At 71.4% G+C, this 25304-nt stretch carries 23 protein-coding genes; 12 read left to right on the forward strand and 11 right to left on the reverse strand.

Features of this window, described 5'->3' with window-relative positions:
- Positions 1–312 precede the first annotated feature (312 nt).
- From ACFZDI_RS17645 to ACFZDI_RS17655, 3 genes are read right to left on the reverse strand one after another with little or no spacing between them, the layout of a single operon-like run.
- Complete coding sequence (locus ACFZDI_RS17645; RefSeq protein WP_391252261.1) at positions 313–1110, reverse strand: TIM barrel protein; 798 nt, start codon at positions 1108–1110, stop codon at positions 313–315.
- Positions 1111–1142: 32 nt separating this feature from the next.
- A complete protein-coding gene (locus ACFZDI_RS17650) occupies positions 1143–2297 on the reverse strand; it encodes a DUF993 family protein (RefSeq protein ID WP_391251495.1) in 1155 nt (384 codons plus the stop codon).
- Entirely contained in the window at positions 2294–3445 is a 1152-nt protein-coding gene (locus ACFZDI_RS17655) for a Gfo/Idh/MocA family protein (protein WP_234849190.1), read from the reverse strand. The genes ACFZDI_RS17650 and ACFZDI_RS17655 overlap by 4 nt, the downstream gene beginning before the upstream one ends.
- Before the next feature lie 331 nt (positions 3446–3776).
- Between ACFZDI_RS17655 and ACFZDI_RS17660 the strand changes: the two genes are divergently transcribed.
- Positions 3777–4826 (forward strand): LacI family DNA-binding transcriptional regulator, encoded by a 1050-nt coding sequence (locus ACFZDI_RS17660; protein WP_234849192.1) that lies wholly within the window; start codon positions 3777–3779, stop codon positions 4824–4826.
- A 504-nt stretch (positions 4827–5330) separates the two neighbouring features.
- On the opposite strand, the gene ACFZDI_RS17665 is transcribed toward ACFZDI_RS17660, so the two are convergent.
- Positions 5331–5903, reverse strand: a complete 573-nt coding sequence (locus tag ACFZDI_RS17665) for a dihydrofolate reductase family protein (RefSeq protein WP_234850463.1) — start codon at positions 5901–5903, stop codon at positions 5331–5333.
- A 230-nt stretch (positions 5904–6133) separates the two neighbouring features.
- Here ACFZDI_RS17665 and ACFZDI_RS17670 point away from each other — a divergent pair, with 230 nt between their 5' ends.
- Both ACFZDI_RS17670 and ACFZDI_RS17675 read left to right on the forward strand, forming a co-directional pair.
- Positions 6134–7069: a GNAT family N-acetyltransferase gene (locus ACFZDI_RS17670; RefSeq protein WP_391251498.1), complete on the forward strand. Its 936-nt coding sequence runs from the start codon at positions 6134–6136 to the stop codon at positions 7067–7069.
- A 44-nt stretch (positions 7070–7113) separates the two neighbouring features.
- Positions 7114–7917, forward strand: a complete 804-nt coding sequence (locus ACFZDI_RS17675; protein ID WP_234850461.1) for a sugar phosphate isomerase/epimerase — start codon at positions 7114–7116, stop codon at positions 7915–7917.
- 84 nt (positions 7918–8001) lie between these two features.
- On the opposite strand, the gene ACFZDI_RS17680 is transcribed toward ACFZDI_RS17675, so the two are convergent.
- Together ACFZDI_RS17680 and ACFZDI_RS17685 are read right to left on the reverse strand one after the other, a co-directional pair.
- On the reverse strand, positions 8002–8214 hold the full coding sequence (locus ACFZDI_RS17680) for a DUF397 domain-containing protein (protein WP_391251500.1): 213 nt from the start codon (positions 8212–8214) through the stop codon (positions 8002–8004).
- Positions 8201–9025 carry a Scr1 family TA system antitoxin-like transcriptional regulator gene (locus ACFZDI_RS17685; RefSeq protein WP_391251502.1) on the reverse strand — a complete coding sequence of 275 codons (825 nt, stop codon included), beginning with the start codon at positions 9023–9025 and terminating at the stop codon, positions 8201–8203. The genes ACFZDI_RS17680 and ACFZDI_RS17685 overlap by 14 nt, the downstream gene beginning before the upstream one ends.
- 329 nt (positions 9026–9354) lie before the next feature.
- Here ACFZDI_RS17685 and ACFZDI_RS17690 point away from each other — a divergent pair, with 329 nt between their 5' ends.
- A complete protein-coding gene (locus ACFZDI_RS17690; protein ID WP_234850458.1) occupies positions 9355–9663 on the forward strand; it encodes a hypothetical protein in 309 nt (102 codons plus the stop codon).
- Between the two features lie 11 nt (positions 9664–9674).
- Here ACFZDI_RS17690 and ACFZDI_RS17695 read toward each other — a convergent pair whose 3' ends face one another.
- Complete coding sequence (locus tag ACFZDI_RS17695) at positions 9675–10268, reverse strand: ABATE domain-containing protein (RefSeq protein WP_234850457.1); 594 nt, start codon at positions 10266–10268, stop codon at positions 9675–9677.
- 86 nt (positions 10269–10354) lie between these two features.
- Here ACFZDI_RS17695 and ACFZDI_RS17700 point away from each other — a divergent pair, with 86 nt between their 5' ends.
- The gene (locus tag ACFZDI_RS17700) at positions 10355–11155 is read left to right on the forward strand and encodes an MBL fold metallo-hydrolase (protein WP_391251505.1); all 801 of its coding nucleotides are present in this window, start codon (positions 10355–10357) and stop codon (positions 11153–11155) included.
- 7 nt (positions 11156–11162) lie between these two features.
- Here ACFZDI_RS17700 and ACFZDI_RS17705 read toward each other — a convergent pair whose 3' ends face one another.
- Positions 11163–11810 (reverse strand): dihydrofolate reductase family protein, encoded by a 648-nt coding sequence (locus ACFZDI_RS17705; RefSeq protein ID WP_234850455.1) that lies wholly within the window; start codon positions 11808–11810, stop codon positions 11163–11165.
- Positions 11811–12080: 270 nt separating this feature from the next.
- On the opposite strand from ACFZDI_RS17705, the gene ACFZDI_RS17710 reads away from it, so the two are divergent.
- The 6 genes from ACFZDI_RS17710 (at position 12081) to ACFZDI_RS17735 (ending at position 21065) form a co-directional block, all read left to right on the forward strand.
- Positions 12081–13100, forward strand: a complete 1020-nt coding sequence (locus tag ACFZDI_RS17710; RefSeq protein ID WP_391251507.1) for a substrate-binding domain-containing protein — start codon at positions 12081–12083, stop codon at positions 13098–13100.
- The gene (locus tag ACFZDI_RS17715) at positions 13097–14635 is read left to right on the forward strand and encodes an ATP-binding cassette domain-containing protein (RefSeq protein WP_391251509.1); all 1539 of its coding nucleotides are present in this window, start codon (positions 13097–13099) and stop codon (positions 14633–14635) included. The genes ACFZDI_RS17710 and ACFZDI_RS17715 overlap by 4 nt, the downstream gene beginning before the upstream one ends.
- A complete protein-coding gene (locus ACFZDI_RS17720; RefSeq protein ID WP_391251511.1) occupies positions 14625–16574 on the forward strand; it encodes a substrate-binding domain-containing protein in 1950 nt (649 codons plus the stop codon). The genes ACFZDI_RS17715 and ACFZDI_RS17720 overlap by 11 nt, the downstream gene beginning before the upstream one ends.
- Before the next feature lie 74 nt (positions 16575–16648).
- On the forward strand, positions 16649–17551 hold the full coding sequence (locus ACFZDI_RS17725; RefSeq protein WP_391251513.1) for a PfkB family carbohydrate kinase: 903 nt from the start codon (positions 16649–16651) through the stop codon (positions 17549–17551).
- Complete coding sequence (gene rbsD / locus ACFZDI_RS17730) at positions 17548–17937, forward strand: D-ribose pyranase (RefSeq protein ID WP_391251515.1); 390 nt, start codon at positions 17548–17550, stop codon at positions 17935–17937. Before ACFZDI_RS17725 ends, rbsD begins: the two co-directional genes overlap by 4 nt.
- A gap of 941 nt (positions 17938–18878) precedes the next feature.
- The gene (locus ACFZDI_RS17735; RefSeq protein WP_391251517.1) at positions 18879–21065 is read left to right on the forward strand and encodes a glycosyltransferase; all 2187 of its coding nucleotides are present in this window, start codon (positions 18879–18881) and stop codon (positions 21063–21065) included.
- Positions 21066–21079: 14 nt separating this feature from the next.
- Here ACFZDI_RS17735 and ACFZDI_RS17740 read toward each other — a convergent pair whose 3' ends face one another.
- The 3 genes from ACFZDI_RS17740 to ACFZDI_RS17750 all read right to left on the reverse strand — a co-directional run bounded on the left by ACFZDI_RS17740 (position 21080) and on the right by ACFZDI_RS17750 (position 22393).
- Positions 21080–21760: an NAD(P)H-dependent oxidoreductase gene (locus tag ACFZDI_RS17740; protein WP_234847416.1), complete on the reverse strand. Its 681-nt coding sequence runs from the start codon at positions 21758–21760 to the stop codon at positions 21080–21082.
- A gap of 56 nt (positions 21761–21816) precedes the next feature.
- On the reverse strand, positions 21817–22149 hold the full coding sequence (locus tag ACFZDI_RS17745) for a helix-turn-helix transcriptional regulator (protein WP_234847417.1): 333 nt from the start codon (positions 22147–22149) through the stop codon (positions 21817–21819).
- Positions 22150–22222: 73 nt separating this feature from the next.
- Positions 22223–22393: a hypothetical protein gene (locus ACFZDI_RS17750; protein WP_234847418.1), complete on the reverse strand. Its 171-nt coding sequence runs from the start codon at positions 22391–22393 to the stop codon at positions 22223–22225.
- A gap of 527 nt (positions 22394–22920) precedes the next feature.
- On the opposite strand from ACFZDI_RS17750, the gene ACFZDI_RS17755 reads away from it, so the two are divergent.
- Complete coding sequence (locus ACFZDI_RS17755; protein ID WP_391251520.1) at positions 22921–25200, forward strand: ATP-dependent RecD-like DNA helicase; 2280 nt, start codon at positions 22921–22923, stop codon at positions 25198–25200.
- Positions 25201–25304: the final 104 nt, after the last annotated feature.

Here is a 25304-nt window from a genome sequence, read left to right on the forward strand (position 1 = left end):
GGGGGTGAGAGAGCACTGCGACCGGCCGAGTCCTTGCGAAAAGCGTGTCACGCCCGTGGGGCGGCTGCATCCGGAGCGGCAGCGGCACCGGCGGCCCTTGCACCGGGGTGCGGGACCCTGCACCGGCCGCCCGGCACGGGCCCGGGCATGCCGCCGCCCCGCCCCCGGGCGCGCGGGGCGGGGCGGCGGGTGTGGCTCGGGGCGCCCCCGGTGCGCGGGGCGGTGGTTCTCGGGGCGCCCCCGGTGCGCGGGGCGGTGGTTCTCGGGGCGCCCCCGGTGCGCGGGGCGGCGGCAGGTGTGGCTCGGGGCGGATCAGCGGGTGTGTTCGGCGAACCTCTTCGCCGTTTCGGCCAGGACCTCCTGGCCGTCCCGTGCCCACAGCACGTCGTTGAACAGCTCCACCTCGATGGCTCCGGTGTATCCGGCCGCCTCCACGTACCCCTGCCACTCCCGCATGTCGATCGACCCGTCGCCGATCTGGCCGCGGCCGGTGAGGACGCCCTCCGGGAGGGGCGTCGTCCAGTCGGCGAGCTGGAAGGTGTGGATGCGGCCGCCCGCACCGGCCCGGGCGATCTGCGCGGGCGCGGTGTCGTCCCACCAGATGTGGTACGTGTCCACGGTGACGCCGACCTGGTCCGCCGGGAAACGCTCGGCGAGGTCCAGGGCCTGGGCCAGGGTCGACACCACACAGCGGTCCGAGGCGTACATCGGGTGCAGCGGCTCGATGGCCAGCCGCACGCCGTGCTCCCGCGCGTAGGGGCCCAGTTCCGCCAGGGCGTCCGCGATGCGCTCACGGGCGCCGCGCAGGTCCTTGGACCCCGCGGGGAGCCCGCCCGAGACCAGGACCAGCGTGTCCGTGCCCAGCGTCGCCGCCTCGTCGATCGCCCGGCGGTTGTCGGCCAGGGCCCCGGCCCGCTCCGACGGGTCGATCGCCGTGAGGAAGCCGCCCCGGCACAGCGTCGTCACCGTCAGCCCCGCGTCCCGGACCAGCTTGGCCGTGGCCTCCAGGCCGTACTCCCGCACCGGCTCGCGCCAGAGCCCCACGTTGCGGATGTCCAGCCGGGCGCAGCCGTCGGCCAGTTCCGGCAACGACAACTGCTTCACCGTCATCTGGTTGATGGAGAAGCGCGCCGGCGACCCGCTCACTGGGTCACCCCGTACACGCTCAGCAGCGTCTTCATCCGTTCCTCCGCGAGCTTCGGGTCGGGGAACAGGCCCAGCCCGTCGGCCAGTTCGTAGGCCCTCGCGAGGTGCGGCAGCGAGCGGGCCGACTGCAGGCCGCCGACCATCGTGAAGTGCGGCTGGAAGTCCGCGAGCCAGGCGAGGAGGACGACCCCCGTCTTGTAGAAGCGCGTCGGAGTCTGGAACAGGTGCCGGGAGAGCCCGACCGTGGGGTCCAGCAGCGCGCGGAAGCCCTGAGTGTCCCCCGTGTCCAGTACCCGGACCGCCTCGGCCGCCAGCGGGCCCAGCGGGTCGAAGATGCCGAGCAGCGCGTGGCTGAAGCCCTGCTCGTCACCCGCGATCAGCTCCGGGTAGTGGAAGTCGTCGCCCGTGTAGCAGCGCACGCCCTTCGGGAGCCGGCGGCGGATGTCGATCTCGCGCCGGGCGTCCAGGAGCGAGACCTTGATGCCGTCGACCTTGTCCGGGTGGGCGGCGATCACCTCCAGGAACGTCTCCGTCGCCGCGTCCAGGGAGGCCGATCCCCAGTAGCCCTCCAGGGCCGGGTCGAACATCGGGCCCAGCCAGTGCAGCACCACCGGCTCGGCGGCCTGGCGCAGCAGGTGGCCGTAGACCTCCAGGTAGTCCTCGGGGCCGGAGGCCGCCGCCGCGAGCGCCCGGGACGCCATCAGGACGGCCTGCGCGCCGGACTCCTCCACGAGGGCCAGCTGCTCCTCGTAGGCCGCGCGGACCTCGGCGAGGGTCGCCGGGCCGGTCAGCTGGTCGGTGCCGACCCCGCAGGCGATCAGACCGCCGACGGCCTTGGCCTCAGCGGCGCTGCGGCGGATCAGCTCGGCCGCCCCCGCCCAGTCCAGGCCCATGCCGCGCTGGGCGGTGTCCATGGCCTCGGCGACGCCCAGCCCGTGCGACCACAGGTGGCGGCGGAAGGCGAGGGTCAGGTCCCAGTCGACGGCGGCGGGCGCGTCGGGGGAGACGTCCGCGAACGGGTCGGCCACGACGTGCGCGGCCGAGAAGACCGTGCGGGAGGTGAAGGACCTCCCGGGGTTCACCGCGAACGGTTCGGTGCGCGGCTCGTACGTCCGCAGGCGGTCCGGTCCGTCGGGCAGTCGGATGGTCACAGCCGGACCTCCGGGACGTCGAGGCGGCGGCCCTCGGCCGAGGACTTCAGGCCCAGCTCGGCCAGCTGCACACCGCGCGCACCGGCCAGCAGGTCCCAGTGGTAGGGGGCGTCGGCGTGGACGTGCTTGAGGAACAGCTCCCACTGGGCCTTGAAGCCGTTGTCGAACTCGCTGTTGTCCGGGACCTCCTGCCACTGGTCGCGGAAGACCTCCGTGGCGGGGATGTCCGGGTTCCAGACCGGCTTGGGGGTGGCGCTGCGGTGCTGGACGCGGCAGTTGCGCAGGCCCGCGACCGCGGAGCCCTCGGTGCCGTCCACCTGGAACTCCACCAGCTCGTCGCGGTTGACGCGCACGGCCCATGAGGAGTTGATCTGGGCGATGGCGCCGCCCTCCAGCTCGAAGATGCCGTAGGCGGCGTCGTCGGCCGTGGCGTCGTAGGGCTTGTCGTTCTCGTCCCAGCGCTGGGGGATGTGCGTGGCGGTGAGCGCCTGGACGGACCTCACCCGGCCGAACAGCTCGTGCAGCACGTACTCCCAGTGCGGGAACATGTCGACGACGATGCCACCGCCGTCCTCGGCGCGGTAGTTCCAGGACGGGCGCTGGGCCGTCTGCCAGTCGCCCTCGAAGACCCAGTAGCCGAACTCGCCGCGCACGGACAGGATCCGGCCGAAGAAGCCGCCGTCGATCAGGCGCTTCAGCTTCAGCAGGCCCGGCAGGAACAGCTTGTCCTGGACGACGCCGTGCTTGATGCCGGCCTCGTCGGCCAGCCGGGCGAGCGCCAGGGCGCCGTCGAGGCCGGTGGCGGTCGGCTTCTCGGTGTAGATGTGCTTGCCGGCCGCGATGGCCTTCCTCAGTGCCTCCTCGCGGGCGGAGGTGACCTGTGCGTCGAAGTAGATGTCGACGGTCTCGTCGGCGAGGACCGCGTCCAGGTCCGTCGAGACGTGCTCCAGCCCGTGCCGCTCGGCCAGTGCCTTCAGCGCGTGCTCGCGGCGGCCGACCAGGATCGGCTCGGGCCACAGCACGGTGCCGTCGCCGAGGTCGAGGCCTCCCTGTTCGCGAAGGGCGAGGATGGAGCGGACCAGGTGCTGGCGGTAGCCCATGCGTCCGGTCACGCCGTTCATGGCGATACGCACCGTCTTGCGTGTCACGTCATTCCCTTCGTACGCGGTCTTCGCGCCGCGTACGCCCCACCTTTCACAGGAGGCCCGGTGAGCGGCGCTTGACTGGTGAGCGTTCAGCAAGCGCTTTCTACATAGGGAGAAGCTAGCCTCTGAACCGCTGTCCGGACAAGACCGTGACCAGGACGAGTTGTTCGAGGGGGCGAACAAGGCGGTGTCGGGGGCTTAAGGTCTGCTCGGAACCATGGCCAGGGGTTCGGTGGGACGGGGGCGGACGACCTGCTGTTCCGTGCGGAACCGCGGCCGGTGGTCCAGGTGTGTACGAGGGCGGAGACGAGATGCGCGACCGGAGGACGACGAGATGACGGTGACCCTGGCGGACGTGGCGGCCCGCGCCCAGGTCTCACCCGCGACGGTGTCGCGCGTGCTGAACGGGAACTACCCCGTGGCCGCGTCCACCCGGGAGCGGGTGCTGAAGGCCGTGGACGAGCTGGACTACGTGCTCAACGGGCCTGCGAGCGCCCTGGCCGCCGCCACCTCCGACCTGGTCGGGATCCTGGTGAACGACATCGCCGACCCGTTCTTCGGGATCATGGCGAGCGCGATCCAGGCGGAGATCGGCGGACCCGGCGGCCGTGCGGGCGGGGAGAGGCTGGCGGTGGTCTGCAACACGGGGGGCTCGCCGGAGCGGGAGCTGACGTACCTCACGCTGCTGCAGCGGCAGCGGGCCGCGGCCGTGGTGCTGACCGGCGGGGCGATCGAGGACGCGGAGCACCAGGCGGCGATGGACGCGAAGGTGCGCAAGCTGACCGAGGCCGGGACCCGGGTCGTGCTGTGCGGACGGCCGCCGGCGCCGGACACCGGGGCGATCGCGCTGACCTTCGACAACCGCGGTGGCGGGCAGGAGCTGACCGAGCACCTCATCGGGCTCGGGCACCGGCGGCTCGGGTACATCGCGGGCCCCGAGGAGCGGACCACGACGCGGCACAGGCTGGAGGGCCACCGGGCCGCGCTGGCCGCGCACGGCATCGAGGAGGACCCGCGGTGGACGGTGCACGGGCGCTATGACCGGCGGTCCGGTTACGAGGCGACGCTGGAGCTGATGCGGCGTGACCCGTCGCTGACGGCGGTCGTCGCGGCCAACGACTCCGTCGCGCTGGGCGCGTGCGCCGCGCTGCGGGACTCGGGCCTGCGGATCCCCGAGGACGTGTCGGTTGCGGGCTTCGACGACCTGCCGTTCAGTATCGACGCGGTGCCCTCGCTGACGACGGTACGGCTGCCGCTGGCGGACGCCGGGGCCCGGGCCGGCCGCATCGCGATGGGCCGCGAGGAGGCGCCGCCCGGGGGGATCGCCTCGGTCCGGGGCGAGTTGATGGTCCGGGGCTCCGCGGGGACGCCGCGCGCTTCTTGAGTCACTGGGCTTGAGGGGGGTCTTCAGACGCCGGACCTGAAGGGGGCTTTGAGACGTCCGGGGCTTGGAGGGGGCTTCGAGACATCGGGTGTGAGGCGCGAGCCCGGCCTGGAGCCGGGGTGCGGACGCGGTGGCTCGCGGGCGCGGGGCCGGGCATGGCACGGGCACACCCGCCCCGGCACCCGGCCCGCCCGCCCTCGGCCGACGCACCCCGTGTGCCGGCTGATGTGCCCCCGCGCCGGCGGCACACCCCCTCGCCGGTCCGAATGCCTCCGCATCGGCTCGGCGCTCCCCGCATCGGCACGGCGCCCTTGCCTCGGCTCGGCGCCCCCTGCCTCGGCTCGGCGTACCCTGCCTCGGCTCGGCGCACCCGTCTGCGTCGGCTCGCACGCCCCGCTTCGACCAGGCGTGCCCTGCGTCGGCTCGCACGCTCCCGCCTCGGCCTGAACACCCTGGCCCGCTCGTCACCCACCGGCGGGGTCGGCTCCGGCCCCGGTGCGGGGGCTAGCGGACGACGTCGAAGACGTTCTTCTGGAGCCCGTTGGCGTAGGCCTCGTGCTCGACGAGCCGCAGCTTCTGGGCGTCCTTGTCCGTCGCGCTGAACAGCCGCTTGCCCGCTCCGAGCAGAAGCGGAAAGACGAGCAGGTGGTAGCGGTCGATCAGCCCGGCGTCCGAGAGGGCCTGGTTGAGGGAGGCGCTGCCGTGGATGATGATCGGGCCGCCCTCGGTCTCCTTCAGGTCGGCGACCTCGTCGAGCGAGCGCAGGATCGTCGTCTCGCCCCAGTTCGACACCAGGTTCTCCTCGGCGAGGGTGGTGGAGACGACGTACTTCGGCATCACCTTGTAGTCGGCGAAGTCCTCCATGTCGGGCCACACCGCACTGAACGCCTCGTAGCTGGTGCGGCCCATCATCATCGCCGTGGCCTCCTTCTGCTCCCGCCCCTTGATCTCGAACGCCTCGGGAAGGAACTCGGTGTGCTTGAAGGTCCAGCCGGAGTTCCGGTATCCGGGCTCGCCGCCCGGGGCCTCCACGACGCCGTCGAGCGAGATGAAAGCGGTGCTGATCAGAGTACGCATGGGAGGTTCCTGTATCTCTCGTCGGGTTCTCGGCTGAATTCGTCGCTGCACGCTTCCACAACCCACGCGGCTGCGACGCACCAACACCCCCTATGACTGCGGAACGCGCGGAAACTCATCGGCCATCGCCGTCCCGTCCGGCGCGTCCCGCGCCTGGCTCCATGATGCCCCGGAGGTCTAAGCTCGACCCAGGACATCTCTGACTGAGTCAAACATCGGTGGTGGGCGCCATGACCGTCCAGGACATCCGCTCCTTCAACCGCTTCTACACCAAAGTCATCGGCGCCCTCGACTACGGCCGCCGGCTCTACGCCCCCTACACCCTCACCGAGTCCCGCGTGCTCTACGAGCTGGCCCACGCGCCCCGCACGGACGCCGCCGACCTGCGGACTCAGCTGCACCTGGACGCCGGGTACCTGACCCGCATCCTGAACAAGTTCGAGGAGGACGGCCTCGTCGAGCGCGGACCGTCCGAGACGGACCCGCGCCGCCGCCGCATCACCCTCACCGCGTCCGGCAGGGAGACCGCCGCACTGCTCGACGAGCGAGCGCGGCAGTCGGTCGGCGCGATGCTGGCCACCGTCCGGGCCGCGGACCGGCCACGGCTGGCGGACGCCCTGCGGACCGTCCGGACGATCCTGGGCGACGGCCGGGCCCCACGCCCCGAGGACGTCGTGCTGCGCGATCCCGCCCCCGGCGACCTCGGCTGGATCGTGCAGCGCAACGCCGCGCTGTACGCGGCCGAGTACGGCTTCGACACCGACTACGAGGCGCTCGTGGCGAGGATCGTCGCCGACTACGGCGAGGACCACGACCCGCGCCGGGAGCGGACCTGGATCGCCGAGCTGGACGGCCGGCCGGTCGGGTGCGTGATGTGCGTACGGGACGACGCGAAGCCCGGCGCCGCCCGGCTGCGGCTCCTGCTCGTCGAACCGGACGCGCGCGGCCTCGGCATCGGCGACCGCCTGGTCGGGGCGCTCGTCGACTTCGCGCGCGAGGCCGGCTACCGCGAGGTCGTCCTGTGGACCAATGACATCCTCGCCGCGGCCCGCCGCATCTACCGGCGCCACGGCTTCGTGCTGGTCGCGGAGAAACCGCACCACTCCTTCGGCCAGGACCTGACCGGCCAGGACTGGCGGCTGGATCTTGACGCAACACAGGAGTGACGGAGGGGAGTCGCAGGCGGGAGTGCCGGGTAGGGTCCGTCCATATGAAGCTGGCGTTCTCCACCCTCGGTGTCCCCGGCCTGCCCCTGCCCGACGTCCTGCGGCTCGCGACCGCCCACGGCTATCACGGCGTGGAGCTGCGCACCCATCCCGAGGAACCGGTCCACACCGGCCTCGGCCCCGCCGAACGGGCGGACGTCGCGGCCGAGTTCAAGGGAGCGGGCGTAGAGCTCCTGGGCTTGGCGGGCTACGCACGGGTCGCCGCGCCGGGCGACGACGAGCCCGTCCTGGCCGAGATCCGTGCCCTCGTCGACCTGGCCCACGACCTGGGAGCCCCGTACGTCCGCGTCTTCCCCGGCGGCGATCTCGACGTCCAGAGCCCCGAGGAGGCCGACGCGACGGCCGCCCGCCGCCTGGGCACGGCCGCCGAACATGCCAATGACCTGGGCGTGCGCATCCTCCTCGAAACCCACGACTCGCACCGCACCGCCGCCGACGCGATGCGCGTCCTCGGCCTCGTCGGGCACCGCCAGGTCGGCGCCCTGTGGGACGTGATGCACACCTGGCTCGGCGGCGAACAGCCCTCCGAGACCTACGCGGCGCTCTCCCCCCACCTGGGCTACGTCCAGGTCAAGGACATCGCCTCGGTCGAGGACACCACGCCCCTGCCGCTCGGCGCGGGCGTGCTGCCCCTGGCCGAGTGCGTCGAGGTCCTCTCCCGCCACGGCTGGGACGGCTGGCTGTGCTGGGAGTACGAGAAGCGCTGGTACGAGGACGCGGCCCCCCTGCCCGACCTGCTGGGCCCGGGCCGTGAGCACCTGAGCAGGTTGCTGAACGAGTCGGCGTGAGATGTCGGCCCCCCGGCGGCCCCGGTCGCCGGGATCCGGCCGGACAGGGGCGAGTCGGCGGCGAGAGTTACCCGCCGCTCGGCCTCACGCTGTCTTCCCAGGCCCTATGTGCCCGTCCTTGACGGCGGCGACGAACGCCGCCCAGTCGCTCCGCGAGAAGACCAGGGCGGGGCCGAGGGCGGTTTTGCTGTCCCGCACCGGGACGTGGGGGTGGCCGGGGGCGACTTCGAGGCACTCGGCTTGACTGCCGCCGCTGTAGCTGGACTTGAACCACCTGGTGTGCTCACTGCTGATCATTAGCGTGATCCTCTGCTGCCGCCCTGACGAGGGCCAGTGACTCCTGCTGCGACAACGCGTCGCTCAGCGCCAGAGCGTAGGCGGTCTGACAGGCACTCACCAGAGCCGGATCGTCCATCAGACGTCCGGTCTCGTACGCGTCGACGTATGCCACCGGAGCGGAATCCTCAAAGCTCATCAGGGTGAGCAGGCTCTCCATGAGCGGATGCGCACCGACGCGGTACGGGAGGACGTGCAGCCGAATCCGTCGCGACCCGGCCAAGTCCGCGATCTTGTGCAGTTGCTCCGCCATGACCTTCGAGCCACCCACAGCGCGTCGCAGCACCGCCTCGTCGAGAAGCGTCCAGATGACCGGAGCCGAAGGTCCGTCAAGGATTTGGGCACGCTCTGTTCGAATGAAAACTTGCCTGTCAAGTTCCTGCTCCGTGGTGGTGGGGCGGTACGCCGCGAACACGGCCCGGGCGTAGTCAGGCGTCTGAAGCAGGCCGGGGACCAAGGCGAGCGCGAATTGCTGGATCAGCGTTGCCTGTCGCTCCAGTTCGGCGGCGGCTGCGAAGCGGGGGTCGTACGTGTTCTCCAGGTCCTCCAGCCATCGCGCGAAGAACCCGTCCGTTCCCAGTGCCCGGTCGATCCGTTGCGCGTCATCCGGCTTGGGGAGACGTCTGCCCGCCTCGAAATGGCTGATCAGCGTGGGCGAGCACACCACCTGGTCGCCCAGCTCCTCCTGGGTGAGGCGGGCGGCGGTCCGCCTCAGCCGCATCTCCTCCCCGTACTTCTGACGCGGCGTTCGAAGCATGCGGCGTTCGTCCATCGGCCAACTCCTCTTCTTGACAAGCCCGATGTCAAGCTCCACCCCCTGGCAGCGTAGCCAGGGCCGGCCCCACGCTGTGAGTGATTCAGCACAGAACGCAGTCACCGCAGGTGAGAAGGCAGGCAGACAGACGTGGTAGATCTCATCGCCCGGCTCCTGGACCCGTTTCTCCGCTCCCTCCTCCCGCCCCGGGGGAGGCGACGGCGATCGGCGGCACCACCCCCGCGCCCGTACGCGTGCCCGGCGCCCTGCTGTCGTCCGGACGAGCGTCCGCTCCGGGGAGAGGACAATCGGCTGGTGCGCCCCTACCTGATGGCGGAGGCAGGCGCATGACCGGCGGGGCGGGCGACAACGCCGTGGCCGGACGGCTGTTGCCGTGGAGCGGCACCGACGGCAGACCGTGCTACCTCGTGGGCGACGGAACCGGCTACGTCTCACGGCTCGCCGACGAGATCGAGGACGTGCAGATCGACATGGCGGACCGGCTGCTCGGGCACGCCGCCGAACTCCTCGAGGAACGCCGGGTGACCGGCGCGGAACTGCGCTACTTGGCCCGGCGGCTCAGTGAGTCCCTGCGGGACGTCGTGAGGATCGCGGAGAGCAGAGGGGCGCGGCTCGTCCGTCCGCCCCGGCCATGACGGGGGCGGGGTCAGCGCTGCTCGGTGCGGCGGGCGTACGCGCGGGCCGCTCGGGCGCGGTCGCCGCAGCGGGTGGAGCACCAGTGGCGGCGGCCGTGGCGGAGCAGGAAGCGATTGCAGGGCGGGGACCCGCAGGCGGTCAGGCGCTCGGCCTCCGGTGAGGTGAGCAGGTCGGCGGCGTCGGCGGCGAGGGTGGCCAGCGCCAGGTCGACGATCGCGGTCGTGGGGTGGGGGGCGGTGCGATAGGGGCCCGTCTTGTCGTCCCACCGCAGCAGCGGGGCCGTCGGGACCCTGGTCATCGCGTCGTTGACCGCCGCCACCGCCGCGGGCAGCGCGGGCACGCCGTCGGTCCGGGCGGCGAACAGCGATCTGATCTGCTCGCGCAGCGACCGCAGTTGGGCCGCGCACATCTCCCGCATGCCGGCGTCGACCGGGGCGAGGCCGCGCAGGGTCAGCCAGTGGTTCGCCTGCGCCGGGGTGCCGATGAGGTCGAGCGTGCGTCCTCCGGGCAGGGCGACGGCGCTGTTGGCGAGGGCCAGGGAGAGGTGCTCCTCCTCGCCCTGGGCGGGCGGCGGGGCGGGCTGTTCGGTCACGGGCTCCTCCATATTTCTCATGTTAAGGCTTGCCTGTATCCGTGAGAAGCGGCTACGTTCTTCTCACGGTTCGATCGCATCTATCCGTGAGGTGATCCATGTCTTCCCTTCCCGTGACGGCCGACTTCCCCGTCCGCGTCGTCGGCGGCCCCACCGCCCACTTCGTTTACGGCGGCCTGCGCTTCCTGACCGACCCGACGTTCGACGGCCCCGGCGACTACGGCCGGCCCGGCCGCCCGCAGCTGACCAAGACCGCGCCGGCCGCCTCCGCCCCCGGTGACCTCGGACCCGTCGACGTGGTCCTGCTCTCCCACGACGAGCACCCCGACAACCTCGACACCGCCGGCCGGGCCCTGCTCGCCGACGTCCCCCTGACCCTGACCACGCCCGGCGGCGGTGAGCGGCTGCGCAAGAGCCTCGGGGAGCGGGTCCGGGGCCTGGCCGACTGGGAGTCCGTCGCCCTGGACCGCCCGGGCGGCGGTACGGTCACGGTGACCGCCGTCCCCGCCGTGCACGGCCCCGGCCCGCGTGAGCAGGTCGAGCCGGTCAGCGGCCAGGTCGTCGGCTTCGTCCTGACCGGCGAGGGCCTGCCCACCGTCTACGTCAGCGGCGACAACGCCTCACTCGATGCCGTCCGCGAGATCGCCGGCCGCTTCGGGCCCGTCGACACCGCCGTGCTCTTCGCCGGTGCCCCCCGCATTCCCGTCCTCTTCGACGCCCGGGTCCTCGTCCTGGACAGCGCGATGGCCGCCGAGGCGGCGCGGATCCTCGGCGCCCGGCGGGTTGTCCCCGTCCACTACGACAGCTGGGCGCACTTCACCGAAGGGGGCGACGAGTTGGCGGCCGCCTTCACCGCCGCCGGGCTCGCCGACCGCCTGGACTGGGGCAAGGGCTCCTGACTCGCCGTCACTTCCGCCAGAACAGGTGGTGCACCACCCCGCTCGGGCTCGGCACCACATCGCAGTGGAAGCGGTCGAACAGTTCCTCGGGGGACTCCCACAGCCGTGAGCCGGACCCGAGCACCACGCCGGGGGACACCGCCACGTGCAGCGTGTCGACCAGGTCGGCGTCCAGGAACTGCCGGACGGTCGTCGCCCCGCCGCCGAGCCGTACGTCCTTGCCCCCGGCCGCCTTGCGCGCCTGGGCGAGGACCTCGGCCGGATCCCCGCCGACGAAGTGGAACGTGGTGTCGGAGAGGGTGAACGAGGGACGCTCGTGGTGGGTCATCACGAACACCGGCGTGTGGAACGGCGGCTCGTCGCCCCACCAGCCCTGCCACTCGTGGTTCTCCCAAGGGCCGCGCTGCGGGCTGAACTTGTTGCGGCCCATGATCTCGGCGCCGATGTTGTGGTGGAAGTCGCGCACCAGGTAGTCGTCGAGGCCGCGGCTCCCGCCCGGGTCGGTGCGGTTGGGCCAGCTCGCCGTGGCACCGGCCCAGGCGAACATCGTGCCGGGATCGGCATGGCCGAACGGTCGTTCCAGGCTCTGGCCCTCACCGGCACCGAAACCGTCACTCGACACGTTGAAGTTCTGTACACGCAGCAGCTGGGACACCGTTCTCCTCCTGAGGTCGACAGGGGGTGGACCGTCCGGGCCGGCGAAACTCATCGCCTCCGGTCCGGCGAAACCGCCGTGGAAACGGAACTCCTTCCTCCACCCTGAACCGCCGGGGAGCCTCCCGCGACATCACGATCCGGTTGCGACGTGCCGCCGGGGGCTTGATCTACCGGCGTGTAATCGATTCCATCCACCCGTCGGTGTAATCGATTCCACGGGCGCTCACCCGGCGCTCCCACGACTGATCCACAAGGAGGTGGAGCGGCGGTGGCCAGCATCAAGGACGTCGCAGCCGAGGCCGGCGTCTCCGTCGCGACGGTCTCGCGCGTCCTGAACGACCACCCGTCGGTCAGCGCCGACGCACGCACCCGCGTGCTGGCCGCCGTCGAGACCCTGGGCTACCGCCCGAACGCCGTCGCCCGCTCCCTGCGCACCGACCAGACCCGCACCCTCGGCCTGGTCATCAGCGACGTACTGAACCCGTACTTCACCGAGCTGGCCCGCTCCGTCGAGGAGGAGGCCCGCGCGCTCGGCTACAGCGTCATCATCGGCAACGCCGACGAGCGGCCCGACCTCCAGGACCACCACGTACGCACCCTCCTGGACCGCCGTATCGACGGCCTGCTCGTGTCACCCACGGACGGCGGCTCGCCGCTGATGCTGGACGCCGCGCGGGCCGGGACGCCCATGGTCTTCGTCGACCGGTGGATCCCGGGCGTGGACGTACCGGTCGTGCGGGCGGAGGGGCGGGCCGCCGTACGGGACCTCGTGGCGCATCTGCACCGGCTCGGGCACCGCCGGCTCGCCATCATCGCGGGCCCGGCGGCCACCACCACCGGCCAGGAACGCGTCGAGGCCTTCCGGGAGGCGCTCGGCGCCCACGGGCTCGAACTGCCCGACGCCTACATCGGGCAGGGCGATTTCCAGGCCGAGAGCGGCCGGTGGGTCACCGAGGGGTTCCTCGACCTGGCCGAGCCGCCCGAGGTCGTCTTCGCCGCCGACAACCTGATGGCGCTCGGCGCCCTGGACGCGGTCCGCGCGCGTGGCCTGCGCGTCCCCGACGACCTCGCGCTGGCCGCGTTCGACGACATCCGGTGGTTCGTGCACACCGATCCGCCGATCACCGCGATCGCCCAGCCCACGGGCGAGCTGGGCCGGGCAGCCGTACGGGCCCTGGTCGACCGCATCGAGGGGCGGCCCGGCGAGTCCGTCACCCTCCCCGCCCGGCTCGTCGTACGCCGCTCGTGCGGCGAGCACCCCACCCCAGTGCAAAGGAGCACGACGTGAGCGACGCGGACGAGTTGCTGCGCATCGAGGGCATACGGAAGACCTTCCCGGGCGTGGTCGCGCTGGACGGCGTCGACTTCGACCTGCGCCGGGGCGAGGTGCACGTGCTGCTCGGGGAGAACGGCGCCGGCAAGAGCACCCTCATCAAGATGCTCTCCGGCGCCTGCACCCCCGACGCCGGGCGGATCCTGGTCGGCGGCGAGGAGACCCGTATCCAGGGTGCGCAGGACTCCGAGCGGCTCGGCATCGCCACGATCTACCAGGAGTTCAACCTGGTACCGGATCTGACGGTCGCCGAGAACATCTTCCTGGGGCGCCAGCCGCGCCGGTTCGGGATGATCGACCGGAAGAGGATGGAGGCCGACGCCGAGGTCCTGCTGAAGCGGGTCGGCGTGGAGGTGTCGCCCCGCGCGCGGGTCCGCGACCTCGGCATCGCGCGCCTTCAGATGGTCGAGATCGCCAAGGCGCTCAGCCTGGACGCCCGCGTGCTGATCATGGACGAGCCGACCGCGGTGCTCACCTCCGAGGAGGTCGACAAGCTCTTCGGCATCGTGCGCACGCTGCGCGAGGACGGCGTCGGGATCGTCTTCATCACCCACCACCTGGAAGAGATCGCCGCCCTCGGTGACCGCGTGACGGTCATCCGGGACGGGAAGAGCGTGGGCCGGGTCCCCGCCTCCACGCCGGAGGACGAGCTCGTACGGCTCATGGTCGGGCGCTCCATCGAGCAGCAGTACCCGCGCGAACGCGCCGACCGCGGCCGCGCGTTGCTCACCGTCGAGGGACTCACCCGGGACGGCGTCTTCCACGACGTCGGCTTCGAGGTGCACGCCGGCGAGGTCGTCGGCATCGCGGGACTGGTCGGAGCCGGGCGCACCGAGGTCGTACGGGCGGTCTTCGGAGCCGACTCCTACGACAAGGGCACCGTGAGGGTCTCGGGCGCCCCGGTCGCCAAGTCCGACGTCAACGCGGCCGTGACCGCGGGCATCGGGCTCATTCCCGAGGACCGCAAGGGCCAGGGCCTGGTGCTGGACGCCTCGGTCGCGGAGAACCTCGGTCTGGTGACCCTGCGGTCGGCCACGCGGGCGGGCCTCGTCGACCTCAAGGGGCAGCGCGAGGCCGCCGAGCGGATCGCGCAGCAGCTCCGCGTGCGGATGGCCGGGCTCGGCCAGCACGTGCGCACGCTCTCCGGCGGCAACCAGCAGAAGGTCGTCATCGGCAAGTGGCTGCTCGCGGACACCAAGGTGCTGATCCTCGACGAGCCGACCCGCGGCATCGACGTCGGCGCCAAGGTCGAGATCTACCAGCTGATCAACGAACTCACCGCCGCCGGCGCGGCCGTTCTGATGATCTCCAGCGACCTCCCCGAGGTGCTCGGCATGAGCGACCGGGTGCTGGTGATGGCCCAGGGCCGGATCGCCGGTGAACTCTCCGCCGACGAGGCGACCCAGGACGCCGTGATGGCCCTCGCCGTCAGCACTCCCACAACCCCGAACACGACCACGACCGGAACGGAGGCCTCCCGTGGCCACTGAGACGCTCAAGAGCACGACGGGCGCGGGTGGCGCCTCCGGGGGCCTGCGCCGCCTCCTGCTCGACAACGGGGCGCTGACCGCGCTCATCGTCCTCGTCATCGCGATGTCGGCGCTGTCCGGCGACTTCCTGACGACGGACAACCTCCTCAACGTCGGTGTGCAGGCGGCCGTGACGGCCATCCTCGCCTTCGGCGTGACGTTCGTGATCGTCTCCGCGGGCATCGACCTGTCGGTCGGCTCGGTCGCCGCGCTGTCCGCCACGGTCCTCGCCTGGAGCGCCACCTCGGCGGGCGTGCCGGTCCTCCTCGCCGTGCTGCTCGCCATAGCCACGGGCATCGTCTGCGGCCTGGTCAACGGCATCCTGATCTCCTACGGCAAACTGCCGCCGTTCATCGCCACCCTGGCGATGCTGTCCGTGGCCCGCGGTCTGTCCCTCGTCATCTCCGAGGGCTCCCCGATCGCCTTCCCCGACGCGGTCTCCCACCTGGGCGACACCCTCGGCGGCTGGCTGCCCGTGCCGGTCCTGGTGATGATCGTGATGGGCCTGATCACGGCCTTCGTGCTCGGCCGGACCTACATCGGCCGCTCCATGTACGCGATCGGCGGCAACGAGGAGGCCGCGCGGCTGTCCGGCCTGCGGGTGAAGCGGCAGAAGCTCGCCATCTACGCCTTCTCCGGCGTCTTCGCCGCCGTCGCCGGTGTCGTGCTCGCCGCCCGGCTCTCCTCCGCGCAGCCTCAGGCCGCCGACGGCTACGAACTGGACGCGATCGCCGCCGTCGTCATCGGCGGCGCCTCCCTCGCGGGCGGCACGGGCAAGGCGTCCGGCACGCTGATCGGCGCGCTGATCCTGGCGGTGCTGCGCAACGGGCTGAACCTGCTGAACGTCTCGGCGTTCTGGCAGCAGGTCGTCATCGGTGTGGTCATCGCGCTGGCGGTGCTGTTCGACACGCTGCGGCGCAAGGCGGGGGCGACCCCGGTGGCGGCCGGTGCCGGCGGCCCCAAGGGGAGGCAGGCGGCGACGTACGGGCTCGCGGCCGTCGTCACCGTCGCGATCGTCGGCGCCACGTCCTTCCTGCACAACGGCTCCTCCTCCTCGGACAAGCCGACGATGGGCCTGTCGCTGTCCACCCTCAACAACCCCTTCTTCGTGCAGATCCGGTCGGGCGCCCAGGCCGAGGCGAAGAGGCTGGGCGTGGACCTGACCGTCACCGATGCCCAGAACGACGCCTCCCAGCAGGCCAACCAGTTGCAGAACTTCACCAGTTCGAACCTGGGCGCGGTCATCGTCAACCCGGTGGACTCGGACGCGGCGAGCAACTCCGTCAAGGCCGCCGACCAGGCCGACATCCCGGTCATCGCCGTCGACCGGACCGTCAACAAGGCGGCGGTCGACACCCTGGTCGCCTCCGACAACGTCGCCGGCGGTGAGCTCGCGGCGAAGTCCATCGCCGACAAGCTGGGCGGCAAGGGCAAGATCGTGATCCTCCAGGGCCAGGCGGGTACGTCAGCGGCCCGGGAGCGCGCGCAGGGCTTCGCGAACGGCCTGAAGGCCTACCCGGGCATCCAGGTCGTCGCCCAGCAGCCGGCCGACTTCGACCGCACCAAGGGCCTCGACGTGATGTCGAACCTGCTCCAGGCCCACCCGGACGTCCAGGGCGTCATCGCCGCCAACGACGAGATGGCCCTCGGTGCGATCAAGGCGCTGGGGTCCAAGGCCGGCAAGTCGGTCTCGGTCGTGGGCTTCGACGGCACGCCTGACGGACTGAAGGCGGTCGAGGGCGGCACGCTGTACGCGTCGGTGGCGCAGCAACCCTCCCAGCTGGGGAAGATCGCCGTGGACAACGCCCTGAAAGCGCTCCGGGGCAAGAAGGTCCAGGAGACGGTGAAGGTGCCGGTGAAGGTGGTCACCAAGGAGAACGTGACCGGCTTCAGCGGCTGACATCGGGGAACGGCGGGCGGCCGCACCGCGTGTGCGGACCGCCCGTCCATGTCACTCACGTGGGGAGACGACTCATGTACGACTACGACCTCCTGGTCGTGGGGTCGGCCAACGCCGACCTGGTGATCTCAGTGCAGCGGCGGCCCGGGGCCGGCGAGACCGTGCTCGGCTCCGACCTGGCCGTCCACCCGGGCGGCAAGGGCGCGAACCAGGCGGTCGCCGCCGCCCGGCTCGGCGCCCGCACGGCACTGCTGGCCCGGGTCGGCGACGACGCGCACGGCCGGCTGCTGCTGGACTCGCAGCGCGCGGCGGGCGTCGACACGGTCGGTGTCCTGGTGGGCGGTGCGCCGACCGGAGTCGCGCTGATCACGGTCGACCCGTCGGGGGACAACAGCATCGTCGTCTCGCCCGGCGCCAACGGCCGCCTCACGCCCGCGGACGTCAGGGCCGCCGGGTGCCTCTTCCAGGGGTCCAAGGTGGTGTCGGCACAACTGGAGATCCCGCTGGAGACGGTGGTGGAGGCCGTACGGAACCTGGCTCCCGAGAGCCGTTTCGTGCTGAACCCCTCGCCGCCCCGCCCCCTTCCGCGAGAGGTGCTGGCGGCGTGCGACCCGCTGATCGTGAACGAGCACGAGGCGAAGGTGATCCTGGGCGACTCCGCTGTCGGGGACAGCCCCGAGGGCTGGGCGCGGATCCTGCTCGCCAAGGGCCCGAGGTCGGTGGTGGTGACGTTGGGCGGCCAGGGCGCGCTGGTGGCGTCGTCGGCGGGTGTCTCCCGTGTGCCCGCGGTGAAGGTGGACGCGGTGGACACGACCGGAGCGGGCGACTCCTTCACCGCCGCGCTGGCCTACCGGCTGGGCGCGGGCGAGTCGTTGGCGGAGGCGGCGGCGTACGCGGCTCGCGTGGGTGCCGCGACCGTCACGAAGGAGGGCGCGCAGGCGTCCTTCCCGACGGCGGCGGAAGTCCCCGCACCGTGAAGAAGACCGGGATACTCAACCGGCACCTCGCCGGTGCGCTGGCCGAACTCGGTCACGGCGACGGGGTGCTGGTGTGCGACGCGGGCATGCCCATCCCCGACGGACCCCGGGTGGTGGATCTGGCGTTCCGGGCCGGGGTGCCGGCGTTCGCCGAGGTGCTGGACGGGCTGCTGGCCGAGCTGGTGGTCGAGGGCGCCACGGCGGCGCGGGAGCTGCGGGAGTCCAACCCGGAGGCGTCGTCGCTGCTGGAGGGGGTGTTCCCCGGGCTGGACCTCGTGTCGCACGAACGGCTCAAGGAGTTGTCGGCGGGGGCCCGGCTGGTGGTCCGCACGGGCGAGGCACGGCCGTACGCGAACGTCCTGCTGCGGTGCGGCGTCTTCTTCTGACAGCTCCGAAGGGCCGCTGAACAGCCCTGAGCGGCCCCGAACGGTTTCGAGGGGGCCCGGTCCGTCGACCGGGCCCCCTCGGCTTTTCCCCTCCCGTCAGAACCCCCGCGATCCCCCCGGATCCCCCTCCAGAAGTCCTGACGCCCAGTACGACCGCCGTGGGGCGGGAAGGGTTGCACGGCGGAGTAAGAAATTCTTGCCAGTCCCTTGGAGAACTCGCCCGCGCCACAGCGGCGTACGCTGAACGCTATGGTGCTTCTTCGTCCCAGAAGCGGGCATATGGGACAGGAATCGTCAGGTGATCCGAGCCTTCCTGTGTTCGTCGACGCCTCGGGTCGGCGTGCGCGGTATCTGCGGCGCATCGGCTACGGGCTGGCCGCCGGTGCTGCCACGTACATGACGGTCCTGGGGCTGAGCCTGATGGGCGCAACGCCCTTTGCGCCGGGAGCCATCCTGCCCGGCGACATCGCGGCGCCCACCGCTCCGGGACTCCGCACCCCCGGCCGGACACCCCCGGCGCCCGGCGAGCCCCCCGCGTCGGGCCTCTCGGAACCCGGCGGCGGCCCGAGCAACCTGCTCGTTCCGCAGTTCAGCGAGCCCGGCCCTCCCGTCGCTTCGCCCCTGGTACCGGGGGACCCACCCGTCGGCCCCTCGGCACCTTCTGACACACCGGAACCGCAAGCACCGACGACTCCACCTGCCCAGCCAGTTCCCGGTGATGCCGCCACTCCTTCCGCCCCCGCGCCGGGCACGGGCACCGCGCCCGCCCTGCCTCCGCCCTCTCCCGCTCCGCCGACCACAGCCCCAACGGCACCCGAGCCCCCGGTGCAGACGCCGCCACCGGCACCGGCACCCGAGCCCACAGGGCCGGCAGCCGGCTCCTCGACGCCGTCCGGTGTCACACCCCCGCCCACCGACCCATCGGTGGCCGAGGCCCCCTGATGCGGCGGCGCCCCGACCGTTCACCCGGCCCCTCACCGAGGTCACCCGGTCCGCGACGGACGCGAGCGCCCTTGTCGTCACGGCATCGGTTCCGCGTGGTCGTTCCCCTCGTCCTGCTGGCCTTCGTCGCCTCCGTCCTCCTGGTCGAGGGGTACACCACGCGCGGTTTCGCCGGGGACCAGGAAGGGCGCGGCGGGCGCCCCACGACCGGCGTCCCCCGCAGGGTCACCGGTGGCGGCCCGGTCGTCAACACCACCGGCGATCACCTGCGGACCTTTCGCACACCGGCCAAGACGATCGTCCTGACCTTCGACGACGGCCCCGACCCCACCTGGACACCCCGCATACGGGCCGTGCTCGACCACTACGGCACGCCCGGCACCTTCTTCGTCACCGGTCAACAGATCGTCAGACACCCGGACGTGCTGCGCGGTGTGATCCGTTCCGGCCACGAAGTCGGTGTGCACACCTTCTCCCACCCGGACCTCACCGCCCAGTCGGCGAGCGCCGTCGACCGTGAGCTGGCGCTGACGCAACTCGCCCTCGCCGGGGCCGCGGGCATCAACACGTCGTTGATGCGGATGCCCTACTCCTCGACGACCTCCGCCCTCGACGCGCCGGCCTGGGCCATGACCCGGCGTCTGGGCGCGAAGGGCTATGTCCTGGCGTTCATCGACCAGGACACCAACGACTGGCGGCGACCGGGCGCCCGGGCGATCGCCGACGCGGCCACGCCCGACGTGCCGGGCAGGGGCGCGGTCGTCCTCCTGCACGACGCGGGGGGAGACAGATCACAGACCGTCGAGGCGCTCAAGACCTTGATTCCCCGGCTGAAGGCCGAGGGTTATCGCTTCACCACCCTCGCCGATCTCGTGGGCACCGACAGTCTCACCAGCCCCGTCGGAACAGGGGAATTGCGGCAGGGCCGCATCTTCGTGGCCGCTGTCACCGTGTCGGGGGCAGCGGTCTCCGCCGTCAGCCTGCTGCTGTTGGTGGTCGGTTCGCTCGTCCTCGCACGGTGTGTGCTCCTGCTGGCCCTGGCCTGCCACCACGCCCGTCGGTACCGGCGCCCGCCCAGCGGCCCGCACCGAGCCGTCACCCGGCCCGTCAGCGTCGTCATACCCGCCTACGACGAGGCGTTGTGCATCCCCAAGACACTCCGGTCGCTCGCGGCGAGCGACCACTGCGTCGAGATCATCGTCGTGGACGACGGTTCCCACGACGGCACCGCCGACCTCGCGCAGTCCCTCGCCCTCGCGAACGTCACCGTCATCCGGCAGTCCAACGGCGGCAAACCCTCCGCCCTCAACACCGGTGTCCTGCGGGCCTCACACGACATCGTCGTCATGCTGGACGCCGACACCGTCTTCGCCCCCTCGACCGTCGGCCGCCTGGTCCAGCCGTTCTCCGACCCCCGTGTCGGCGCCGTCGCGGGCAACGCCAAGGTCGGCAACCACCGGCGTCTGCTCGGCCGGTGGCAGCACATCGAGTACGTCATGGGCTTCAACCTCGACCGCCGTGTGTACGACCTGCTGCGCTGCCTGCCCACCATTCCCGGTGCCGTGGGGGCGTTCCGCGTCGAGGCCCTGCGGGACGCCGGGATGATGAGCGCGGACACCCTCGCCGAGGACACCGACATCACCATGGCCCTGCACCGGGCAGGGTGGGAGATCCGCTACGCCCCGGACGCACTCGCCTGGACCGAGGCACCGGCCTCGCTGCGGCAACTGTGGCGCCAGCGCTACCGATGGAGTTACGGCACGATGCAGGCGGCGTGGAAGCACCGGCACGCGCTTCTCGAGCGAGGCACCGCGGGGCGCTTCGGCCGCCTCGGTCTGCCCTTGCTGGCCGTCTTCCAGATCTTCATTCCGCTGCTCGCCCCGCTGATCGACATACTGGCCCTGTACGGCCTGGTGTTCGGAAACCCGCTCACCACGGTCCTGGCCTGGAGCGGCGTGCTGGCCGTCCAGGCCATGTGTGCCGCGTACGCCTTCCACCTCGACGGCGAGCGGCTCCGGCCCCTTTGGGCGCTCCCTCTCCAACAGGTCGTCTACCGCCAGGTGATGTACCTGGTCCTTGTCCAGGCCTGCCTGACCGCGATCAACGGCTACCGACTGCCCTGGCAACGGCTCAAGCGCAGCGGAGACGTGATGCTGCCGCCCCAGCCCTCCACCCGCCGGACGTGAACGGCGCGGCGAAGTCAACACACGGTGGCCGGGGCGGCTGCCGCGATGCGTGCGACGGACTCCCTGACCGAATCAAGCGCCGCTGCTCGTTCCAGCTCGGTCATACGGGCCGGTCCGTACGTGATGACCGGGTCGAGAACCTCGAAGCCGACGAACTCCAGCATTCCGCGGTGGATGTGGAACAGGAAGTCGTCCATCGGGCCGAAGGCGCCGCCGGGCCGGAACGACTCGTCGGAGCCACCGGTCGTGAACAGCAGCATCGCGCGCTTCCCGGCGAGCGCCGCCTCACCGAAGAGCCCGTGGGCGCCGCCGAAGACCCCGCCCATCACGAAGACCCGGTCCACCCAGCCCTTGAGCACGGCGGGCAGCGAGAACCACCACAGAGGGAACGACAGCACGAGCAGATCGGCGGCGAGCAGCCGGTCGAGATGGTCCCGGACGGCAGCGTCCAGCGTCCCCAGCTCGACCGCGCGCAGCTGCTCGGCCTGCGGCTTGAAGGGGCCGTCCACCGGCCCGAACTCCTCACGGGCGAGGACCGGGGCCCAGCCCTCGGCGTAGAGGTCGAGGACGTCGACCCGGTAGCCGGCCCCGGCAAGGGACTCGGCAGCGGCGGTCATCTGGGCGGAGCTGAACGACAGGGGCTCGGGATGGGCGTGCACGATCAGGGCCGTGGGCACGGCAGCGAAGGTCGACATGAGGAAATCATATCGACGTATCGCGATTCGTCAATGCGTTTGTCCCCTGTCGGCCCTCAGACCGTGGTGCCGATCGCCCGCGCCAAGCGAGTCAGCCGTTCCTCGTCGCGTCGGTAGTGGGTCCACTTGCCGATCCGGGTGGGCCGGACGAGCCCCGCCCGTTCGAGTGTGCTCATGTAGCTGGAGACCGTGGACTGCGCGAGACCCGCCTTCGCCTGGATGTGCGTGACACACACCCCGACCGTCCGCCGGTCCGCGATCGGCTCGTACGCGCCGAAGTGCGCCTCGGGGTCCTTCAGCCACTGCATGATCTGCAGCCGGGCCGGGTTGCCGAGGGCCTTGAACACCTCGATCAGCTCGTCCGGTTCGAGTTCCGCCGTCGCGGCCATGCGCCACCCTCCCTGCCGAGAACCGACACACCACGATATCTCGATGCGGGCAGCGACCTTCGGGTCGGCGCCCTCACCGCCGCAGGCTGTAGCTCACCATCGACGCCCCCACCACCGATCCGAACGCCGGCGGCAGGAACTGCGCGAAGGCCTCCCAGCCCCAGACGATCCCCGCGCATGCCGCCGTGATGTTGATGGCCAGGGACATGATCCACAGGGCGACGCTCTGGGCCTGGGGTGACATCGTTCCTCGTCGTCATTTCGGGGCCGGATGGAAGCGAACGGGCAGGGTGATAATCAACCCGGCCCGGGACCCGGAAGGGGCTGGAATTCCGGTAAGGGTGCCCGCTGGTGCGGGGGAGTTCCGGGTGTCTTCCCGTGCGGCACGGAAGTCCGGGCGCCACGATCACCCGCTCCCCGGACATCGCCGCAGCCGTCACCAGCAGCCTCAACGTGCCGACGGCGCATGGTCCGACGGGAAGCGTGCCCGCGAGGGGCGCGCCCGAGGGCGCTCGGGCCAGGGGGACGCATCGGCATCACGGTCGCTCCGGAATCGAGTCCGCCCCCCGTTTCTCGAACCCCTGAATTCTTCCACGGCAAGGAATCCCAAAAGGGGAGGCCGGGATGCTTGAACCGTAAATCTTCAGGCTCTCTTGTGAATTCGAGGTGAAAGCTGAACCCCCGGTGCGCATCCTGATCGGCCGCCCTCTGCGCGGGTCACCGGCGTTCCGCCCCCGCCGCACTGTCGTACCCGGGCGGTACCGTCGGATCATGACCGATCAGGCGGGGGCCGCCCAGACGGGCGAGCGGCGACTGGCCACGCTGGAAGGCGTACTGGAACGCATCACGTACGCCAACGAGGAGAACGGCTACACGGTCGCCCGGGTCGACACCGGCAGAGGCGCCGGTGACCTGCTCACGGTCGTCGGTGCCCTGCTCGGCGCGCAGGTCGGCGAGTCCCTGCGCATGGAGGGCCGTTGGGGCTCCCACCCGCAGTACGGCAAGCAGTTCCACGTGGAGAACTACACGACCGTCCTGCCGGCCACCGTCCAGGGCATCCGCCGCTACCTCGGATCCGGCCTGGTCAAGGGCATCGGTCCGGTCTTCGCCGACCGCATCACCCAGCACTTCGGCACGGACACCCTCCGGATCATCGAGGAGGAGCCCAAGCGCCTCATCGAGGTGCCCGGGCTCGGCCCCAAGCGGACGAAGAAGATCGCCGACGCCTGGGAGGAGCAGAAGGCCATCAAGGAGGTCATGCTCTTCCTCCAGACCGTCGAGGTGTCCACGTCCATCGCCGTGCGCATCTACAAGAAGTACGGCGACGCCTCCATCTCCGTCGTGAAGAACCAGCCCTACCGCCTCGCCTCCGACGTCTGGGGCATCGGCTTCCTCACCGCCGACAAGATCGCCCGGTCCGTCGGCATCCCGCACGACAGCCCCGAGCGCGTCAAGGCGGGCCTGCAGTACGCCCTGTCCCAGTCCACCGACCAGGGCCACTGCTTCCTCCCGGAGGAGCAGCTGATCAAGGACGCGGTGAAGCTTCTCCAGGTCGACACGGGCCTGGTCATCGAGTGCCTGGCGGAACTGGCCGAACCCCCGCAGGACGGCGAGGACCCCGGCGTCGTACGGGAGAAGGTCCCCGGCCCGGACGGCGGGGAGCCGGTCACCGCGATCTACCTCGTCCCCTTCCACCGCGCCGAACTGTCCCTTTCCGCCCAGCTGCTGCGCCTCCTGCGCACCGAGGAGGACCGCATGCCGGGCTTCGGGACCGTGTCCTGGGACAAGGCGCTGACGTGGCTGAAGGGACGTACGGGCACCGATCTGGCCCCCGAGCAGGAGGCCGCCGTCAAGCTGGCGCTGACCGAGAAGGTCGCCGTCCTCACCGGCGGCCCGGGCTGCGGAAAGTCCTTCACGGTCCGCTCGATCGTGGAGCTGGCCCGCGCCAGGAAGGCCAAGGTCGTGCTCGCCGCCCCGACCGGCCGTGCCGCCAAACGCCTGTCCGAGCTCACCGGCGCCGAGGCCTCCACCGTCCACCGCCTGCTGGAGCTCAGGCCCGGCGGCGACGCGGCCTACGACCGGGACCGCCCGCTGGACGCCGACCTGGTGGTGGTCGACGAGGCGTCCATGCTCGACCTGCTCCTCGCCAACAAGCTGGTGAAGGCCGTCCCGCCGGGGGCGCACCTGCTGTTCGTCGGGGACGTCGACCAGCTGCCCAGCGTCGGCGCGGGCGAGGTGCTGCGGGACCTCCTGGCCGACGGCGGCCCGATCCCGGCGGTCCGGCTCACCCGGGTCTTCCGGCAGGCCCAGCAGTCCGGTGTGGTGACCAACGCGCACCGGATCAACGCCGGCCACCATCCGGTCACGGACGGCATGAAGGACTTCTTCCTCTTCGTCGAGGACGACACCGAGGAGGCCGGCCGGCTCACCGTCGACGTGGCCGCCCGCCGCATTCCGGCCAAGTTCGGGCTGGATGCCCGCCGTGACGTCCAGGTCCTCGCCCCGATGCACCGCGGCCCGGCCGGCGCGGGCACCCTCAACGGCCTGCTCCAGCAGGCCGTCACCCCGGGCCGTCCCGACCTGCCCGAGAAGAGATTCGGCGGACGGGTGTTCCGTGTCGGCGACAAGGTCACCCAGATTCGCAACAATTACGAGAAGGGCAAGAACGGTGTCTTCAACGGCACCGTCGGCGTGGTCACCTCGCTCGACCCGGTCGACCAGCGCCTGACGGTGCTCACCGACGAGGACGAGGAGGTGCCGTACGAGTTCGACGAGCTCGACGAGCTGGCCCACGCCTACGCCGTGACGATCCACCGCTCCCAGGGCAGCGAGTATCCGGCAGTCGTCATCCCGGTCACCACGGGCGCCTGGATGATGCTCCAGCGCAACCTGCTCTACACGGCCGTCACCCGGGCCAAGCAGCTGGTCGTCCTGGTCGGTTCGCGCAAGGCGATCGGCCAGGCGGTGCGCACCGTTTCGGCGGGTCGGCGGTGCACGGCACTCGACTTCCGGCTCGGTTCAGCAAAAAATGATCGATCAAATGAGTCGTGAAGGTCACAAGCCACTTCCAGAAGGGGAGCGCAGGGGGCAGGATGAGCAAGTTGACGGCACTCAGTGCCGTCAATAGGCCCGATGGTCGACCCCGAGTGCACTCT

The organism is Streptomyces sp. NPDC007907, from assembly GCF_042959365.1.
Classification (GTDB): Bacteria; Actinomycetota; Actinomycetes; order Streptomycetales; family Streptomycetaceae; genus Streptomyces; species Streptomyces indiaensis.

What these genes read in the sequence shown, in the direction of transcription:
- ACFZDI_RS17690 (WP_234850458.1), top strand. Translation starts at nt 9,355, where the DNA reads ATGACCGGCGGGGCGGGCGACAACGCCGTGGCCGGACGGCTGTTGCCG.
- ACFZDI_RS17725 (WP_391251513.1), top strand. Translation starts at nt 16,649, where the DNA reads ATGTACGACTACGACCTCCTGGTCGTGGGGTCGGCCAACGCCGACCTG.
- ACFZDI_RS17645 (WP_391252261.1), bottom strand. Translation starts at nt 1,110, where the DNA reads ATGACGGTGAAGCAGTTGTCGTTGCCGGAACTGGCCGACGGCTGCGCC.
- ACFZDI_RS17660 (WP_234849192.1), top strand. Translation starts at nt 3,777, where the DNA reads ATGACGGTGACCCTGGCGGACGTGGCGGCCCGCGCCCAGGTCTCACCC.
- ACFZDI_RS17740 (WP_234847416.1), bottom strand. Translation starts at nt 21,760, where the DNA reads ATGTCGACCTTCGCTGCCGTGCCCACGGCCCTGATCGTGCACGCCCAT.
- ACFZDI_RS17750 (WP_234847418.1), bottom strand. Translation starts at nt 22,393, where the DNA reads ATGTCACCCCAGGCCCAGAGCGTCGCCCTGTGGATCATGTCCCTGGCC.
- ACFZDI_RS17685 (WP_391251502.1), bottom strand. Translation starts at nt 9,025, where the DNA reads ATGGACGAACGCCGCATGCTTCGAACGCCGCGTCAGAAGTACGGGGAG.
- ACFZDI_RS17695 (WP_234850457.1), bottom strand. Translation starts at nt 10,268, where the DNA reads ATGGAGGAGCCCGTGACCGAACAGCCCGCCCCGCCGCCCGCCCAGGGC.
- ACFZDI_RS17675 (WP_234850461.1), top strand. Translation starts at nt 7,114, where the DNA reads ATGAAGCTGGCGTTCTCCACCCTCGGTGTCCCCGGCCTGCCCCTGCCC.
- ACFZDI_RS17700 (WP_391251505.1), top strand. Translation starts at nt 10,355, where the DNA reads ATGTCTTCCCTTCCCGTGACGGCCGACTTCCCCGTCCGCGTCGTCGGC.
- ACFZDI_RS17670 (WP_391251498.1), top strand. Translation starts at nt 6,134, where the DNA reads ATGACCGTCCAGGACATCCGCTCCTTCAACCGCTTCTACACCAAAGTC.
- ACFZDI_RS17680 (WP_391251500.1), bottom strand. Translation starts at nt 8,214, where the DNA reads ATGATCAGCAGTGAGCACACCAGGTGGTTCAAGTCCAGCTACAGCGGC.
- ACFZDI_RS17755 (WP_391251520.1), top strand. Translation starts at nt 22,921, where the DNA reads ATGACCGATCAGGCGGGGGCCGCCCAGACGGGCGAGCGGCGACTGGCC.
- ACFZDI_RS17745 (WP_234847417.1), bottom strand. Translation starts at nt 22,149, where the DNA reads ATGGCCGCGACGGCGGAACTCGAACCGGACGAGCTGATCGAGGTGTTC.
- ACFZDI_RS17665 (WP_234850463.1), bottom strand. Translation starts at nt 5,903, where the DNA reads ATGCGTACTCTGATCAGCACCGCTTTCATCTCGCTCGACGGCGTCGTG.
- ACFZDI_RS17735 (WP_391251517.1), top strand. Translation starts at nt 18,879, where the DNA reads ATGCGGCGGCGCCCCGACCGTTCACCCGGCCCCTCACCGAGGTCACCC.